We start from the raw sequence: 13,725 nt of genomic DNA on the forward strand, positions 1-13,725 counted from the left end.
CTGCCGAACGCGGAACCGGGCCGAGGCGAGGGCGGTGCTGCCGGGCGCGGCGTTGGGGTAGGCCGGCGCCGGTTCGCGTCGGCGCGCTCACATCCGGTGTTTGCACACAATTTACGGGCCCGAATTCTTCGTGAAGCCCGGCCGGCCGCGATCGCCCCTAGACTCGCAGCCACGTTTCGGATATCGAGACGCCCCGTCGTTCGACCAGTGCCGCGCGAACACCGCCTACGCGCCTCGCCGAGGCGCCACCCAGCTGTCCGGGCTCGATCGGTGCACCCGTCTCGCCGGTGAACCTTCCCGGACCGGATCCAGGGAGGTACCGATGACCGGCTCGTACAGCACTGTGTCGCACGCCCGGGGAACCACCGTCCACCTGCGAACTCCCGGCGAGTCGTTGACCAGCCGGGCGCACCGCGCGACCGCGCCGGCGTTCACGACGATCCCGGCCGCGGCGGAAATCGGACCGCCGCGGCAATTGAGCGCCCTGGACCTGCACCTGCTGGACAGCGAAACCGCGGCGGCGCCCATGCATATCGGCGCCGTCATGCTGCTCGATTCGGGCCGCGCGCCGCGCGGCCCGCTGGATGCCGGCACATTGCGGCGGTTGTTCGCCGCCCGGCTGCACCTCGTGGCGCCGCTGCGCCGCCGGGTACGCACCGTCCCGCTGGGCCTCGACGAGCCGTACTGGGAAGATTGCGCCGCCGTCGACCTCGGTTTCCACGTGCGGGAGGTGCGACTGCCCGACGGTGCGACCGACGCCGACCTCGCCGACTATGTCGCCCGCCGCCATGCCCAGCCGCTCGACCGATCCCGGCCACTGTGGGAATGCCATCTCGTCTCCGGGCTCTCGGGCGGGCGCCAGGCGGTCTACACGAAGGTGCACCACGCGGTGATCGACGGCGTGTCCGCCGCGGAGATCATGGGCGCCATCCTCGACATCTCCGAAACCCCCACGGCCACACCGCTACCCGAGACCGGTATGCGCCGCGATCGCACGCCGTCGATCATCGAGATGCTGGCCCGCAGCGCTCCCAAGGCGGTGACCCGCCAATCGGCCCGCACGCGCGCGGCCCTCGACGCGGTCCCGACACTGCTGCGCACCCGCGACGCCTTCCGCGCCAAGCGCGACGACGTTCCGTTCAACCAGCCGCTCACCACGACCCGCAGCGTCGCCTACACCTCCCTGCCCCTCGACGCGGTCAAGGCGATCAAGAAGGCGATCGACGGCACCGTCAACGATGTCGTGATGGCCCTGTGCACCTCTGCGTTGCGCAACTGGATGCTCGACCGCGAACTCCCCATCGACCGGCCTCTACTGGCCGCGATCCCGGTCTCGGTGCGCACCCCCGAGCAGTTCGGCCGCGCGGGAAATCAGTTCTCCCTCATGCTGTCCCAGCTGCCGATCGCCGAGAACGATCCACACGCCCGGCTGAAACTGCTGCACAACAATCTGCTCGTGGCCAAGGACCGGTTCGGCAAACAGCCACCGACCCTGCTGCACGAGCTGACCACATTGCTCACACCGGCCTTGCACGGCAGGCCGACGCGTGCGCTGCTGCGCGCCGCCGCCCCCACTCTCCCCCTGGTCAACCTGATCGTCTCGAACGTCCCCGGCCCGCAGATTCCGCTGTATCTCGACGGAATCCGCGTACTGGCCAGTTATCCGGTCTCGGTGCTCACCGAATTGTCCGGCGGCCTGAACATCACCGTGATGTCCTACGACGGGCACCTCGATTTCGGCATCGTCGCCTGCCCGGAGGCCGTTCCCGATGTCTGGGACCTCACCACCCACCTCGCGGACGCGCTGGCAGAGTTGCAGGGAACCTCGTAACGCGGAGTACGACGATCCCTGTCCCGCACCGCGATCAGGCGACGACCTCCTGGAGTTTGCCGGTGCCGACGTCGAAGACGAAGCCACGCAGCGAGGTCGTCTTCGTCACGAACGGGCTGGCCTCGATCCGCCGGATCGACTGACGCACATCCACATCCAGATCGTCGAAGGCCTCCGCGGCCCACGCGGGCTTGATGCCGACCTCGTCCTGGATTCCGCGTTTGAACTCGTCGTCGGTGAAGGTCAGCATGCCGCAGTCGGTGTGATGGATCAGAATGATCTCCGTGGTGCCCAGCAACCGCTGACTGATTGCCAGCGAACGGATTTCGTCGTCGGTCACCACCCCGCCCGCATTGCGGATGACGTGCGCCTCTCCCTCTCGGAGGCCGAGAACGCGGTAGACGTCCAGCCGCGCGTCCATGCACGCCACCACGGCGACGTGCTTGCTCGGCGGCAGCGGAAGCGGTCCGCTGAACTGTGCTGCGTATTCGGCGTTGTTGGCCAGAAGCTCGTCGGTCACGGTCATGATCGCGCCCTTCGTCGGGAAACTGCGGACATTCACATGTGTGCATGGATCGTGACTCCCGATCGACGTGAACACCAGGTATTCGCTCAGCGTGAAGTCAACGGTTGCCGATCGGGTGACACGAACGCCTCGGCTCGTCGGCCGCCCAGGACTTCATGGACGCATCGCCTTCGCCGCGTGCGCGATGCGCGATTCCGGGTGGGCGCGACGGGTGCGCACGCTGTTGACCAGCGCGAGTACGGCGCCCAGGCCGACCAGGACCAGTCCGCGCGCCCAGATCTCGGCATCGACGCGGGTGAACAGGTAGAGGCAGGAGGCCAGCGCCAGCCAGGGAGCGAGGGTGGGGACCCGGAAGTGATCGGTGTCGACCGGATGGCGGCGCTCGAGCAGAACCGAACAGTTCACCGCCGCGAAGACGACGAGCAGAAGCAGAACCAGTGTTTCGGCCAGCACGGCGACCTCGCCGGTGAGCGCGAGGGCGACGGACACTCCGGAGGTCACCACCACCGCGACCCACGGGGTGCGGCGGCCGGGAAGCAGCCGGGTCAGCACCGCCGGCAGCAGGCCGTCGCGAGCCATGCCGTAGGCGAGCCGCGAGGCCATGATGCCGGTCAGCAACGCGCCGTTGGCGACGGCGACCAGGGCGATCACACCGAACAACCGGTCGGGCACCCCACCGGCCCGGCGCACCACCTCGAGCAGCGGACCGCTCGACCGCGCCAGTTCGTCGGTGGGCACGGCAGCGCTGGCGACCACACCCACCAGCACGTACACCAGTCCGGCGGTGAGCAGGGCGCCGAACAGCGCGAACGGGTACGAGCGCCGCGGATCGCGCACCTCCTCCGCCAGATTCACCGAGGTTTCGAAACCGACGAAGGAGTAGAAGGCCAGGACCGTCCCCGCGAGCACCGCCGCGACCGGACCGTGTTCCGCGGTTCCGATCTCGGTGAGCCTGCCGGGATCGGCGTCCCCGCGCACGAGGATCCACGCACCCAGCCCGATGATCAACACCAGCCCACTGAGCTCGACCAGACTCGCCGCCACATTGGCGCGCAGCGATTCCTTGATCCCCCGGATGTTGAGCAACGCCAGCGCCACCAGGAAGACGACGATGACCAGCGCGGTCGGCGCGGACACGATCGCCTGCAGATAGTCACCGGCGAACGCCCGCGCCAATGCCCCCACCGACACCACCCCCGCGGCGAGCATGCAGAAACCGACCAGCGAACCCGCCGCAGGTCCCAGCGCACGAGTCGCGTAGTGCGCCGAACCGCCGGCCCGGGGGTACTTCGTCGCCAGCTCGGCATACGACGCCGCGGTGAGTGTGGCCGCTCCGAGGGCGACCGCCAGCGGTAACCACACCGCACCGCCCGACGCCTGTGCCACCGAACCGATCAGCACGTACACACCGGCCCCGAGCACGTCGCCCAGAATGAAGAAGTACAGCAGTGGCGTACTGACGGCACGCTCGAGGGAACGAGGCATATCGGCCACGTACCCGCCCGGCGCGCATCGAACCGCAAAAGGCCGGTGACCCTCTACCCGTCGCCGCGGCGGCCGGAGTCCTCGTCGCCCGGTACCGGCGCCGTCCGGCGAGCGCACTCGATCTCGACCCAGCGGCAGATGACGTCCACGACGTATTCACGCTCGGCCGTGGTCAGTTCGCGGCCCTTGCCGATGCCGTGGTTCCGCTGCAGACAGCTGCGACAGCAGGTGCCGGTGGCGTGCTGAGCGCGAAAGACCGGATGACCGCCCCACGGAGTCTGTTTGCCGTCCTTCGCCGGATGAGCCGGCGCGAGCCGCTTGCCGATGAGATCGGCAGCATGCTCGCGCACCACCGCCATGCCGCGCAGCGCGACGAACTCCACCTCGGGTCCACGCAGGTAGAACTTCGCCCGAAACGGCTGCCGCGCGATGGCAGCGAGGCGAGCGTCGAGAGTGGCGTGGTCCAGCGGCACCACACCAGCCTAGAACGACCGGCCGACACGACCGTCCGACCCGGTGATCCGCTATGACGGCTCCGCACCCGGCACGGCGTCGGGCGCTCAGAAGTGGATGTATCCGCCGGTGCGCATGCCGTCGTCGAGGCGGGGGGCGATGGACTCTCCCCCGAGCGCGGTGCGCAACTCGATCTGCTCGTCCCGGACGACGTGCATGACGGCATTGATCAACGCCAGGTGCGTGAACGCCTGGGGATAGTTGCCCCAGTGCCGGCCGGTCGCGGGGTCGATCTCCTCGGCGTAGAGGCCCAGCGGGCTGGCATAGCCGAGCAGCTTCTCACACAACTGTTTGGCACGGTGTTGCTCGCCGATTTCCGACAGGGCCGACACCAGCCAGAACGAGCAGATCGTGAAAGTGCCTTCGGCCCCGGTGAACCCGTCGTCGGTTTCGTCGGTGCGGTAGCGCAGGACCAGTCCGTCGCTGGTGAGTTCGTCGGCGATGGCCAGCACCGTCTTGCGGACGCGTTCGTCGTCGGCGGGAAGGAACCGCACCAGCGGGATGAGCAGCGTCGAGGCGTCCAGTGCCGTGCTGCCGTAGTACTGGGTGAACACACCCCGCGCATCGACGGCATTGGCGCAGACGTCGGCGCGGATCTCGTCGGCCGCACGCTGCCAGCGGGCGGCACGTTCGAAATCCTGATGGATGCGGGCCAGGCGCGCGCCGCGGTCCGCGGCGACCCAGCACATGACCTTGCTGGAGGTGAAGTGCTGCGGCTTCCCGCGCACCTCCCAGATACCGTGGTCGGGTTCGCGCCACACCGCGAGCGCACTCTTGACCGCCCAGCGCAGCAGTGGCCAGGTGCGCGCGTCGATCTGGTCCTGATGACGGGCGTAGAGGTAGACCGAATCCAGCGCCGCACCCCAGACATCGTGCTGGCGTTGCCGATACGCGTCGTTGCCGACCCGCACCGGGGTGGCGTTCTCGTACCCCCGCAGGTTGTCGAGTGTGTGTTCGCGCAGATCGGTCTCGCCGCCGATGCCGTAGACGATCTGCATGTCCTCGGCGTTCTCGGCGAGATTGATGATGTGGGAGAAGTAGTCGTTGGCCTCCCAGTTGAAGCCCAGGGTGTACAGACCCCACAGCGCGAAGGCCGAGTCCCGGATCCAGGTGTAGCGGTAGTCCCAATTGCGTTCTCCGCCAGGGGTTTCCGGCAGCGATGTGGTCGGTGCGGCGACGATGGCGCCGGTCGGGGCGAAGGTCAGGCCCTTGAGCGTCAGGGCGCTGCGGGTGAGCTGGGCGCTCCAGGGGTGATCGGGGAACCGCCCGCCGGCCAGCCAGTGCCGCCAGTGATGCACGGTCCCGATCAGCCGTTCGCGGGCCTCTTCGACGGTTTCGGGAGCCGCGCGACTCCCCCACGACAGTGCGCAGTAGCGGGTGTCGCCACTCTTGAGCAGGGTGCGGGCCACCGCGCGCGAGCCCTCGATCCCGAGGCGCAGATCGGTGGTGAGCCGCAACGGCAGATCGACCCCGTCGGCGTCGGCCTGGGCCAGGTGGTAGCTGTCGAGATATTCCCAGGTGGCCCGGGCGCGCCCGTATTCGTAGGCGGGCTGGCAGTCGAGCACGAACTGGATCTGCCCCGTCTCGCAGTGCACGATGCGCAGCAGGATGTGTTCGGCGTCGTAGTCGGTGGGTGCGCGGCGGTGTGCGCTGCGGCCGGGTTGCTGGTGCCGCCAGGGGCCGACCAGCAATACGTCGCGTACGGTTGCCCATCCTTCGCCACTGCGCCAGCTCGTCTCCATGACCATCGTCCCCGGGATGTACCGGCGATCGGCCGGGGTCGCGATGTCGTCGGGAGCGAAGCGGAACGTCCCGGCGGAACGATCGAGGATCGCACCGAAGACGCTCGGAGAATCCATGCGGGGCAAACACATCCATTCGATGGCGCCGCTGGGCGCGATCAGGGCTGTGACCTCGGAATCGGAGATGAACGCGTAGTCGTCGATGCGCGGGAAGGCGGTGACCCGGGGCGTGTGTTCCGGATGGTCGTTCATGCGGTGCTCCCATTCGCCACCTGCTCGGCCCACTCGGGCACTGCTTCGATCGTATGTCCGGCCGGTGCCCGGTTTCTACCGGCGCGGAGAAGGCGACGCGAGCATCCGCCAGGTTGTCTGAAAATTTGCCAAATACCGCATGGTGACGGTCTCGCCGGACGACGATGAGAGGGTGACCGACGAAGACGGCAGGAGCGCCCTGGCCACCGCACAGCATCGCGGCCGCGAGGTGCGGCGAGCGTGGACGGAGACACTGGGGCCCGGGGAGCGGTCGGCGGTGTGGGCATGGGCGGCGTTCACGGCGACCTTCGGGACCACGCGGGCCCTCACACACTGGATCCGCGCCGGGCACGGGCCCAGCGGCGGCGGAATGAGCTTGGGCGGCAAGCATTTCCACCACTACAACATCGGGATCGCGACGCTCGCGGCGGTGGGATTGGTGGCGTTGCGCGGCACCGAGCGCGCCCGCCGGCATCCGATGGTGGCCACCTCGTACGGCGCCGGTTCAGCCCTGATCGTCGACGAACTGGCACTGCTGCTGGATCTCGAGGACGTCTATTGGGCACGCGAAGGGCGGACCAGCGTCGACGCGGCGGTGCTGGTGATCGGACTCGGCGGCCTGGCCACCGCCGGATTCGAATTCTGGCCGCGCGCTCACCGCGCGCTGTGGGGGCGGTGACACGCCGGTAGCCGCACCGGCGGCCGGGTCAGCGCCCCTCGGCGGTGTCGTTGCGCCGAACGTCGTTTCTCGGAACGTCGCTTCGGGGAGCATCGGCTCCGGACGTCCGGCCGGGCTCGGCTTCCTTCCCCGGCTCGCGGGTTCGCGCATCCGGATCGACCTTGTCGGCACGGCGGAACTCCTGGGTGAGTTCGTCGCGCGACGTCGCGGCCTCGTTGTGGTGCGCGGCCGCTTGTTCCTTCAGACCCGCCGCCTGCGCCGCCTTGATATCGGCCTCGGCGGACGCTGCCCGGGCTTTGGCCGCGGTTTCGTCGGCGAGCGCCTGGCGCCGGCCGACCTCGTGGGAACGCTCGGTCGCCTTGTCGCGAATCTCCGCGGCTTCGGCGCGACGGTGTTCCTTCCGCTGGGCCACGGCCACCCGGGCCAGCGCGGCGATGACCAGGATCGCCACAACCACGACAACAACGATCACGACGATCGTGGTGGTACTCATCTCGACTCCTCGAACTCGCTCGGGCGTTCCGGGGTTCGGCCGGCATCGGTACCGGCGTCAGTAGTAGTGGCGTCGACCGCCGACGGCACGACCCATCGACCCCATGGCCAGCAGCACCAGACCGATGACGAGGACCACGATTCCGATAATCCAGATGATGTGGATCTTCAGCAGAAAACCGACGACGAGGAGAATGATTCCGAGAATGATCATGGTCGATACCTGATTCGGCGAATGAAGCGACGGGCCTGTACCGGGCACTTCGACGGTCTGCAAAGCTACCCACCGGCTACACGCTGTAAAACTTACTCAACCACCGCGAACCCACCCTGTCAACGGTGATCAGCTCCTGCCCGCAACCCGGCTCTGCGGGCGGCCGCCTGTGGTCGGCGATGCGGATGCCCGGCACAGCGCGCGTCCCGGTCATCGGGAACCGTCACGCCGGGAGCGCCGGTCAGCGGGACGACATCTGCTCGAGAACCCCGCGCGTTCCTAGCGTCGAAGGCGGAGAAACAGGTCTCCGGCGAAAGGTATCCGACTGTGACCCCCGAGACGACATCGTCCACTGGGAATATCCGTACCGGCGTCGATGTGGTGATCGTCGGCGCAGGCATCGCAGGGCTCTACGCGATCCACCGGCTGCGCGGCCAAGGGCTGCGCGTCCAGGCGTTCGAGGCGGGCGACGGCGTGGGCGGCGTGTGGTATTGGAACCGCTACCCGGGCGCGCGCTGCGACGTCGAGAGCGTCGACTACTCGTACTCGTTCGACGACGCCCTGCAGCAGGAATGGAACTGGAGCGAGAAGTACGCCACCCAGCCCGAGATCCTGTCCTATCTCGAACACGTCGCCGACCGCTACGATCTGCGCCGCGATATCCAATTCGGCACGCGGGTAACCGATGTCGTGCTCGACGAGACCACGCTGCACTGGCGGGTCCGCGTCGACAACGGCGCCGAGGTGACGGCGCGGTTCGTCGTACTGGCCACGGGTCCGCTGTCGAACGCCAACACCCCGGCCATCGACGGCCTGCCGACCTTCGCCGGCCGGATGTTGCACACCTCCAACTGGCCCGCCGGCGGTGTCGACCTCACCGGGCAACGCGTCGGCGTCATCGGCACCGGATCCTCTGGCATCCAAGCCATTCCGCACCTCGCCGAGCAGGCGGAGCGGTTGTACGTCTTCCAGCGCACGCCCAATTACAGTGTGCCCGCGGGCAATACGCCACTGGACGAGCAGACGCGCCGCGAGCAGAAGGCCGGGTACGCGGAGCGGCGGCGACTGTCGATGGCCAGCGGCGGCGGCTCACCGCACCGCCCCCATCCGAAGAACACCCTCGAGGTCTCCGACGAGGAGCGCCGCGACGCCTACGAAAAGCGGTGGCAGCTGGGCGGTGTGCTGTTCAGCAAGACGTTCCCGGATCAGATGGTCACCGCCGAGGCGAACGAGCCGGCGCGCCTGTTCTGGGAGGAGAAGGTGCGCGCGGTGATCGACGACCCGCGCGTCGCCGACCTGCTGATCCCGCGCGACCATCCGATCGGCGCCAAACGGATCTGCACCGACACGAACTACTACCAGACCTTCAACCGCGACAACGTCGAACTGGTGGACCTGCGCACGACACCGATCCAGCGGATCGACGCCGCGGGCGTGCACACCACCGACGCGCACTACCCGCTCGACACCCTGGTACTGGCCACCGGATTCGACGCGATGACCGGATCGGTCGCGAAGATGAATATCGTCGGCCGCGGTGGCGAAACCCTGAACGAGGCGTGGCGCGAGGGGCCGAAAACCTATCTCGGCCTGGGCATCAGCGGCTTCCCGAATCTGTTCAACCTCACCGGGCCGGGTAGTCCCTCGGTACTGGCCAATATGGTCCTGCATTCGGAACTGCACGTCGACTGGGTGGCCGATGCCATCGACTTCCTCGACCGCCGCGGCGCCGCCGCCCTGGAGGCGCGGCCCGACGCGGTTTCGGCCTGGGTGGCCGAATGCGCCGAGCGGGCCGCGAAAACTCTGATGCCGCAAGCCAATTCGTGGTACCTCGGCGCGAACGTCCCGGGTAAGCCGCGGGTGTTCATGCCCTTCGTCGGCGGGTTCGGCGTCTACGGCGAGATCATCGCCGAGGTGGCCGCGGCCGATTACAAGGGCTTCGACGTCCTCGACACCCCTTCGGATCCGACGTAATCCGACTCCGACGCAATCCGACTCCGACGCAATCCGACTCCGACGTAATCCGACAAGGCCCTCCCGTCGGCCCCGCGGTTCCCGATGCGGACCGCGGGGCCGATGTCGTGACCGGGAATTCCGCGAAATCACCGGGGCGCGAACAGATCCGTTTCGAGGATGCCCGGTTCCGCGCCGCTGCGGATGAACCATTCGGTGCCGAACGCCCGCGCGAACGCCGGCTCCGGCATCGCGAGGAAGAACGACTGCTCGTCGATCTGGCTCCGGTGCGCCCGCATGGCTTCCCGCTTGTGGTGCAGATAGGCCGACACGTCGACGGCGGTGGTCAGCATCGATTCCGGCTTCCCGAATTCGGCGACCTCACGGATATCGGGCGGCTCGATCCCCAGCGCCCCGGCCTGCTCGGCCATCTCCCTCATCCCCCGCACGGCCTCGTCGCGGTTCATGGTGCTCTGGAAAACCCGTGGGGTACCGGCGAGTTCGGCGGCACGCATCCCGACGCGGTGGACCTGGATGTGGTCGGGATGACCGTATCCGCCGTTGTCGTCGTAGACGGTGAGCACCTCGGCGTCCTCCTCGGCGAGGATCGCGGCCAGCCGCCGCGCCGCGTCCTCGACCGGAGCGGTCCAGAACGAACCGGCCGCGTCGTTGGTGGAGGTCCCCATCATTCCCGAGTCGACGTAGCCGAGGAACTCCACCCGCGCGACGCCGAGAATCTCTGCGGCGGCGTGGGTTTCGCGCACCCGCCGCTGCCACAACTGTTCGCCGTCGTCGAGGAAACCCTCCGGCACCTCCCCGTGCTCGCCGCGTGTCGCGACCACGAGAACCACTCGGTGCCCCTGCTCGTACGCCTTGCGCATCACCCCGCCGCAGGTGATCGCCTCGTCGTCGGGATGGGCGTGGAAACTGACCAACGTTGCCATGGCGCAACGCTACGTCACGGTCGCGGATGCTTCAGCCGGTCACGGCCCCGTGGGCGGCGGAACTGACCAGCTTGCGGTACTTGGCCAGCACTCCCGAGGTGTACTTCGGCGCGAGCGGCTCCCAGCCGACCTTGCGCGCGGCGAGTTCGGCCTCGTCGATCTCGACGTCGAGACTGCGGTTGGCGACGTCGAGGACGATCGGGTCACCGTCGGCGACGAAGGCGATCGGCCCGCCGTCCACGGCCTCGGGTGCGATGTGACCGACGCACAAACCGGTGGTGCCGCCGGAGAACCGGCCGTCGGTGAGCAGCAGGACGTCCTTGCCCAGGCCGGCGCCCTTGATCGCGCCGGTGATGGCGAGCATCTCACGCATACCGGGCCCGCCCTTGGGGCCTTCGTAGCGGATGACGACCACATCGCCCGCGCCGATGGTGCCGTTCTCGAGCGCGTCCATCGCGGCCCGCTCACCGTCGAAAACCCGTGCGGTGCCGCGGAAGACGTCGGAATCGAATCCGGCGCTCTTGACGACCGCGCCCTCGGGCGCGAGGGTGCCGTGCAGAATGGTCAGCCCACCCGTCTTGTGGATCGGGCGATCGAGCGGGCGGATCACGTCACCGTCGAGCCCCAGCTCGATGTGCGCCAGATTCTCGGCCATGGTCGCGCCGGTCACGGTCAGCACATCGCCGTGCAGCAGCCCCGCGTCGAGCAGGGCCTTCATCACGACCGGGATGCCGCCGACCCGGTCGACGTCGTTCATGACGTAGCGACCGAACGGCTTGAGGTCACCCAGATGCGGCACCTTGTCACCGACCCGGTTGAAGTCGGCGAGGGTCAGCTCGACTCCGGCCTCGCGGGCGATGGCCAGCAGGTGCAGCACGGCGTTGGTGGAACCACCGAGCGCCATGACGACGGTGATGGCGTTCTCGAACGCCTCGCGCGTCAGGATGTCGCGCGCGGTGATGCCGTTGCGGAGCAATCCGACCACGGCCTCACCGGACTTCCGGGCGTACTCGTCCCGGCGCCGGTCGGGCGCGGGCGGGGCGGCCGAGCCGGGCAGGCTCATGCCCAGCGCTTCGGCGGCCGAGGCCATGGTGTTGGCGGTGTACATACCGCCGCAGGCGCCTTCGCCCGGACAGATCGCACGCTCGATGCGGTCGACCTCCTCGCGGCTGATCAGTCCCTTCATGCAGGCGCCGACCGCCTCGAAGGCATCGATGATGGTGACGTCGCGGCCGTCGACATTGCCCGGCAGGGTGGAACCGGCGTAGAGGAACACACTCGCCAGGTCCAGGCGGGCGGCGGCCATCAGCATGCCCGGCAGACTCTTGTCGCAGCCGGCGAGCAGGACCGAGCCGTCGAGCCGTTCGGCCATCATGACGGTCTCGACGGAATCGGCGATGATCTCGCGGCTCACCAGGGAGAAGTGCATGCCCTCGTGGCCCATCGAAATCCCGTCCGACACCGAGATCGTGCCGAATTCCAGCGGGTAGCCACCGCCGGCGTGTACACCCTCCTTGACCGCCTTCGCCAGGCGATCGAGCGACAGATTGCACGGCGTGATCTCGTTCCAGCTGGAGGCGACGCCGATCTGCGGTTTGGCCCAGTCGTCGTCGCCCATGCCGACGGCGCGGAGCATGCCGCGGGCGGCGGTCTTCTCCAGCCCGTCGGTGACGTCGCGGGAGCGAGGCTTGATGTCGTGCGACCTGTCGCGATCGTGTGCCATGCGGCAAGCCTACGACCGGCGCAAACCCCGGGCCGGTTGGCCGGCTCCCGGCGCGTGGCGCGGCGAGAGCGTTCGGCGCACAGTCGTCCACTCAATGAACGAGCGGATCCGACGACGGTGCGGCATATCCGGCAGCGTCGTCCGATTCAGGGGAACCTCGAGAATCCTGTGTATCCGCGTGCGACGGTGGTATACCAGCCCCCGTAGACACAGGCATTTCGAGTGTACGGATGTACACGGAAGTGAGGGCTTCCATGGATCTGCTGAAATGGAGTAAACGGCCTGCCGCCGATGTCAGCGCCAAGAAGCCGCGCGTCAACATCGTGCGCGGGCTGGTGGCGCGGGCCACCACGCCACTGCTTCCCGACGACTACCTCCGCCTGGTCAATCCGCTCTGGACCGCCCGCGAGCTCCGCGGCAAGGTCGTCGACGTCGTCAAGGAGACCGCCGATTCGGCCACCGTCACCATCCGTCCCGGCTGGGGTTTTCCGACCACGTACACCCCCGGTCAGTACGTCGGCATCGGCCTGCAGATCGGTGGCCGCTGGCATTGGCGTTCGTATTCGCTGACCTCGATCGGCGCGACCGGTGACAAGACCATCTCGATCACGGTGAAGGCGAATCCCAACGGGTTCCTGTCGACACATCTGGTCGACGGCGTGGAGCCGGGCACCGTGATCCGGCTGGCGGCGCCGAAGGGCGATTTCCATCTCCCGGAGCCGGTGCCGGACAAACTGCTGTTCGTCACCGCGGGCAGCGGGATCACGCCGGTGATCGCGATGCTGCGCGCCCTCGCGACCCGTGAGCAGGCGCCCGACATCTGCCACATCCATTCGGCCCCCACCCGCGACGACGTCATCTTCCTGGACGAGATGCAGAGCCGGGCCGCGGAGACCCCCGGCTACGACCTGACTCTCCAGCTCACCCGGGAGATGGGCAATTTCGATGCCGCACGACTCGACGAATGGGTGCCCGACTGGCGCGAACGCCACTGCTGGGCGTGTGGCCCACCGGCGCTGCTCGACGAGATGGAATCGCACTACGAGGCCGGCGGACTGCGCCACCGCCTGCACACCGAGCGATTCACCATCGCCCGCACCGACCACGGCGGTGAGGGCGGCACGGTGTACTTCGCCGCGTCCGGGAAGAAGGCGGAGATCGACGGCGCCACAACACTTCTCGAAGCAGGAGAAGAACTGGGCATCGGAATGCCCTTCGGATGCCGGATGGGCATCTGCCAAACGTGTGTCGTCCCGCTGGCGGGGGGATACGTGCGCGATCTGCGCACCGGCGCGGAACGACGCGAAGGAGAACGAATCCAGACATGCATCAGCAGCGTGTCCGGAGAATGCACCCTCGATCTGTAGGAGC

At 68.2% G+C, this 13,725-nt stretch carries 12 protein-coding genes; 4 read left to right on the top strand and 8 right to left on the bottom strand.

The annotated features are described in order from the left end of the window. Window positions 1–322 precede the first annotated feature (322 nt). On the top strand, window positions 323–1,831 hold the full coding sequence (locus NA3_RS14045; RefSeq protein ID WP_084491548.1) for a WS/DGAT/MGAT family O-acyltransferase: 1,509 nt from the start codon (window positions 323–325) through the stop codon (window positions 1,829–1,831). Window positions 1,832–1,865: 34 nt separating this feature from the next. Here the strand turns inward: NA3_RS14045 and NA3_RS14050 are convergent, their stop codons facing one another. From NA3_RS14050 to NA3_RS14065, 4 genes are all read right to left on the bottom strand, one after another. Then, window positions 1,866–2,357 (bottom strand): beta-class carbonic anhydrase, encoded by a 492-nt coding sequence (locus NA3_RS14050; RefSeq protein ID WP_062964163.1) that lies wholly within the window; start codon window positions 2,355–2,357, stop codon window positions 1,866–1,868. A 153-nt stretch (window positions 2,358–2,510) separates the two neighbouring features. Then, window positions 2,511–3,842, bottom strand: coding sequence for an APC family permease (locus NA3_RS14055; protein WP_062964164.1), 1,332 nt, complete (start codon window positions 3,840–3,842; stop codon window positions 2,511–2,513). 53 nt (window positions 3,843–3,895) lie between these two features. Further along, window positions 3,896–4,315 (bottom strand): DUF4186 domain-containing protein, encoded by a 420-nt coding sequence (locus tag NA3_RS14060; RefSeq protein WP_227995086.1) that lies wholly within the window; start codon window positions 4,313–4,315, stop codon window positions 3,896–3,898. An 87-nt stretch (window positions 4,316–4,402) separates the two neighbouring features. Then, complete coding sequence (locus NA3_RS14065; RefSeq protein ID WP_084491562.1) at window positions 4,403–6,349, bottom strand: glycoside hydrolase family 15 protein; 1,947 nt, start codon at window positions 6,347–6,349, stop codon at window positions 4,403–4,405. A gap of 172 nt (window positions 6,350–6,521) precedes the next feature. Between NA3_RS14065 and NA3_RS14070 the strand changes: the two genes are divergently transcribed. Continuing rightward, complete coding sequence (locus tag NA3_RS14070) at window positions 6,522–7,028, top strand: hypothetical protein (protein ID WP_227995080.1); 507 nt, start codon at window positions 6,522–6,524, stop codon at window positions 7,026–7,028. 28 nt (window positions 7,029–7,056) lie between these two features. On the opposite strand, the gene NA3_RS14075 is transcribed toward NA3_RS14070, so the two are convergent. After that, on the bottom strand, window positions 7,057–7,521 hold the full coding sequence (locus NA3_RS14075) for a hypothetical protein (protein WP_063917499.1): 465 nt from the start codon (window positions 7,519–7,521) through the stop codon (window positions 7,057–7,059). 57 nt (window positions 7,522–7,578) lie between these two features. Then, on the bottom strand, window positions 7,579–7,734 hold the full coding sequence (locus NA3_RS37670) for a DUF6131 family protein (RefSeq protein ID WP_086006941.1): 156 nt from the start codon (window positions 7,732–7,734) through the stop codon (window positions 7,579–7,581). 327 nt (window positions 7,735–8,061) lie between these two features. Here NA3_RS37670 and NA3_RS14080 point away from each other — a divergent pair, with 327 nt between their 5' ends. Then, window positions 8,062–9,708, top strand: a complete 1,647-nt coding sequence (locus tag NA3_RS14080; protein WP_062964073.1) for a flavin-containing monooxygenase — start codon at window positions 8,062–8,064, stop codon at window positions 9,706–9,708. Window positions 9,709–9,836: 128 nt separating this feature from the next. On the opposite strand, the gene NA3_RS14085 is transcribed toward NA3_RS14080, so the two are convergent. Together NA3_RS14085 and ilvD are read right to left on the bottom strand one after the other, a co-directional pair. Beyond that, window positions 9,837–10,631, bottom strand: coding sequence for a PIG-L family deacetylase (locus NA3_RS14085; protein WP_062964074.1), 795 nt, complete (start codon window positions 10,629–10,631; stop codon window positions 9,837–9,839). Window positions 10,632–10,662: 31 nt separating this feature from the next. Further along, on the bottom strand, window positions 10,663–12,354 hold the full coding sequence (gene ilvD / locus NA3_RS14090) for a dihydroxy-acid dehydratase (RefSeq protein ID WP_062964075.1): 1,692 nt from the start codon (window positions 12,352–12,354) through the stop codon (window positions 10,663–10,665). A 254-nt stretch (window positions 12,355–12,608) separates the two neighbouring features. Between ilvD and NA3_RS14095 the strand changes: the two genes are divergently transcribed. Further along, window positions 12,609–13,721: a ferredoxin reductase gene (locus tag NA3_RS14095; RefSeq protein ID WP_062964076.1), complete on the top strand. Its 1,113-nt coding sequence runs from the start codon at window positions 12,609–12,611 to the stop codon at window positions 13,719–13,721. The last annotated feature ends 4 nt before the right edge of the window (window positions 13,722–13,725 follow it).

The organism is Nocardia africana NBRC 100379, assembly GCF_001612635.1.
GTDB classification, from domain to species: domain Bacteria; phylum Actinomycetota; class Actinomycetes; order Mycobacteriales; family Mycobacteriaceae; genus Nocardia; species Nocardia africana.